General features: G+C 63.4%; 1 protein-coding gene and 3 pseudogenes. 2 read left to right on the top strand and 2 right to left on the bottom strand.

Going from position 1 to position 2,635, the window contains the following annotated elements; genetic code table 11:
* Window positions 1-193: pseudogene (locus B7R24_RS16715) on the top strand (integrase core domain-containing protein); the annotation flags it as partial.
* An 8-nt stretch (window positions 194-201) separates the two neighbouring features.
* Here the strand turns inward: B7R24_RS16715 and B7R24_RS16710 are convergent.
* A pseudogene (locus tag B7R24_RS16710) lies at window positions 202-429 on the bottom strand (integrase core domain-containing protein); the annotation flags it as partial.
* Window positions 430-475: 46 nt separating this feature from the next.
* Here B7R24_RS16710 and B7R24_RS16705 point away from each other — a divergent pair.
* Window positions 476-1,873: an IS30 family transposase gene (locus B7R24_RS16705; protein ID WP_116420149.1), complete on the top strand. Its 1,398-nt coding sequence runs from the start codon at window positions 476-478 to the stop codon at window positions 1,871-1,873.
* A gap of 7 nt (window positions 1,874-1,880) precedes the next feature.
* On the opposite strand, the pseudogene B7R24_RS16700 reads toward B7R24_RS16705, so the two are convergent.
* Window positions 1,881-2,009, bottom strand: a pseudogene (locus B7R24_RS16700) (DDE-type integrase/transposase/recombinase); the annotation flags it as partial.
* Window positions 2,010-2,635 lie beyond the last annotated feature (626 nt).

Below are 2,635 nucleotides of genomic sequence, written 5' to 3'. Positions count from 1 at the left end.
CGAGTGGCTGTTCCGCGAGGAGATCGACCATGGCCTGTCACTGGTCGAGCAGATCAACGCCTACCGAGCCGACTACAACCACGTCCGCCCGCACGAAGCGATCGCCTGGAACCGGCCCGCCGACGTCCACGCCGGCCTCGCCGACCCCACCATCCCCAACTTCGAAATCGAAGAAACCCTGCCAACTACTTGACGCGGGACAAGACCGCGTTGGCGGCGGCGTCGGTTGTATTTCGTTTCGATCCAGACCACGATCGCGAGGCGGAGTTCCTCGCGAGTATTCCAGCGCCGGGTGTTCAGGACGTTCTTTTGAAGGAGCGAGAAGAACGACTCCATGGCCGCGTTGTCGCTGGAGGACCCCACGCGTCCCATCGATCCGCGTAGCCCGTTGTTCTTCAGCAGCCGCACGACGCGGCTGGATCTGAACTGGCCGTATTCAACTGGTCGTAGCAACACCTGATCGTGGAGGTGTTTGATGGGTTCAGGGAATCAGCAGAAGCAGGTTCGGGCGTATCGGGGTCAGATGGTGTCACCGGGTCGCCCGACGATCGCGTGGAGGGAGGACCGGGTACGGTTTTGGGCCGCGATAGCGGAGGGTGCGAAGACCCGGGACGCGGGCGTCGCGGCGGGTGTGTCGGAGCCGGTCGCGCATCGGTGGTTCGTGCACGCTGGCGGGGTGAATCCACAGTTGGCCCCAACACTGTCGGGACGGTATCTGACGTCAGGTAATCATGAGGAGATCGCGTTGTGGCGTGCGCAGGGCTGCGGGGTGCGAGAGATCGCTCGGCGGCTGGGCCGTAGCCCGTCGACGATCTCTCGTGAGCTGCGCCGGAACGCGTCTACCAGGTCGTACCGGTTGGATTACAAAGCCTCCACCGCGCAGTGGCACGCCGAGCGTCGCGCCCGCCGCCCAAAGACAGCGAAGCTCGTCAGCAACGAGCTGCTGCGTGCTTATGTCGATGACAAGCTCAGCGGGCATGTCCGCACCATCGAGGGTGGCCGCCTGGGCCCGGCGGGGCCGGTGTGGGATGGGAAGAACAAACCGCACCGGGGGGACAGGGAATGGGTCACCGCGTGGAGCCCGCAACAGATCGCAAACCGGCTCCCGGTCGAGTTCCCGGATGACCCATCAATGCGGATATCGCACGAAGCGATCTACCAAGCGTTGTACGTACCCGCACGGGGTGGTCTGAGCCGGAAGCAGTCCTGGCACCTGCGCCACGGACGCACAAAACGGATGCCGAGGGCCCGGACGCAGCAGCAGGCTTGGGCGCACGTCACTGACGCCACGACACTGAACAAACGGCCCGCGGAAGCCGAGGACCGGATGGTTGCCGGGCACTGGGAAGGGGACCTCATTATTGGTTTGAACCGGTCTGCGATCGCGACGCTGATCTGTCGAACGACTCGTTTCGCGATGCTGGTTCACCTTCCCCGGCAAACCGGGTACGGACTCATCAGGCCGACAAAGAACGGCCCCGCGCTGGCCGGTTACGGGGCGGTCACGACGAAGAACGCGCTCGTGAAGACATTCGAGGTGCTGCCGGCGGGTCTTCGCCGTTCTCTGACCTGGGATCGAGGAAAGGAGATGTCAGCGCACGCGCTCCTTACAGATGAGATCGGGTTGCCGGTCTACTTCGCCGACGCGAAGAGTCCCTGGCAGCGCGGGAGTAACGAACACCTCAACGGCCTGCTCCGGCAGTACTTCCCGAAAGGCACCGACATCGCCCGGTGGAGTGTGACCGAGATCCAGGCCGTCGCGGACACCATCAACAACCGGCCCCGAGGAATCTTGGGCTGGCGAACCCCCGCAGAAGCCTTCGCTGAACAGCTACGCTCAACACAACAAGCCGCTGTTGCTACGACCAGTTGAATAGGGCCTGGCTGCCCCTATCGGAATGTACGATCGTGCCGGCCGGGGCTCGGAGCGCGATCGCGTTACGCAGCGCCGCGGCTGCGAGCTCGGACTTCATCCGGGAATCGATCGAGTACCCCACGATCTTGTTGGAACAGCAATGGCGATTTCAAGGAGCCAGCGCAACACCTTCAGTCGGAGGTTATCGTGACGGTTTCTTGGAACGATCGGGGCATCGCGTATTCGATGCTCCTTGACGGTGCATCAGCCCACGTCGAACGCTCTCTCGTCCGTTCGTGTGATCGGCTTCGCCGGCGCCAGAGGTAATGGATGATGCCAGGGCGTGGCCCTGACGTGGGTGTCCGCGCGTCCCAGCCCCGGGATGGTGTCGAAAAACGACGGGAAACGTGTTGCTGTCTCGTCGGTGAAACGGATGGTCGGATCCTGCTTTCTCAGCGTTTTTCGCTCCGCAGGAATGAAAAACGTGCTGCGTTGAGATTCGCGGGAGGTGTTTTTGCGCTTGTGAAGGCTGCGCTGGTCTCTAGGACATCCGTCATTACCGCGTCTACCACACTGCTGCCCGCCGTCGTGAGCCTGAGCCGGCCGGAGCGCCCCCGCCCACGTACGCCTTCGCGGATGACGAATCCGCACCGGGCCCGGGGAGTCGATTGTGGGGGCGACGCTCTGGGGACGCATCTCTACGGCCCGAGCGATATCCGCAGGGCTCGATTTCTCATTCGCGGCGTCAAGCTGCACAAGAACTCCGAACTCGACGGGCGT

Source organism: Subtercola boreus, from assembly GCF_003399645.1.
Classification (GTDB): domain Bacteria; phylum Actinomycetota; class Actinomycetes; order Actinomycetales; family Microbacteriaceae; genus Subtercola; species Subtercola boreus_A.
The sequence above is the reverse complement of the archived record's forward strand: the minus strand, read 5'-3'. Positions and strand labels throughout refer to the sequence as shown.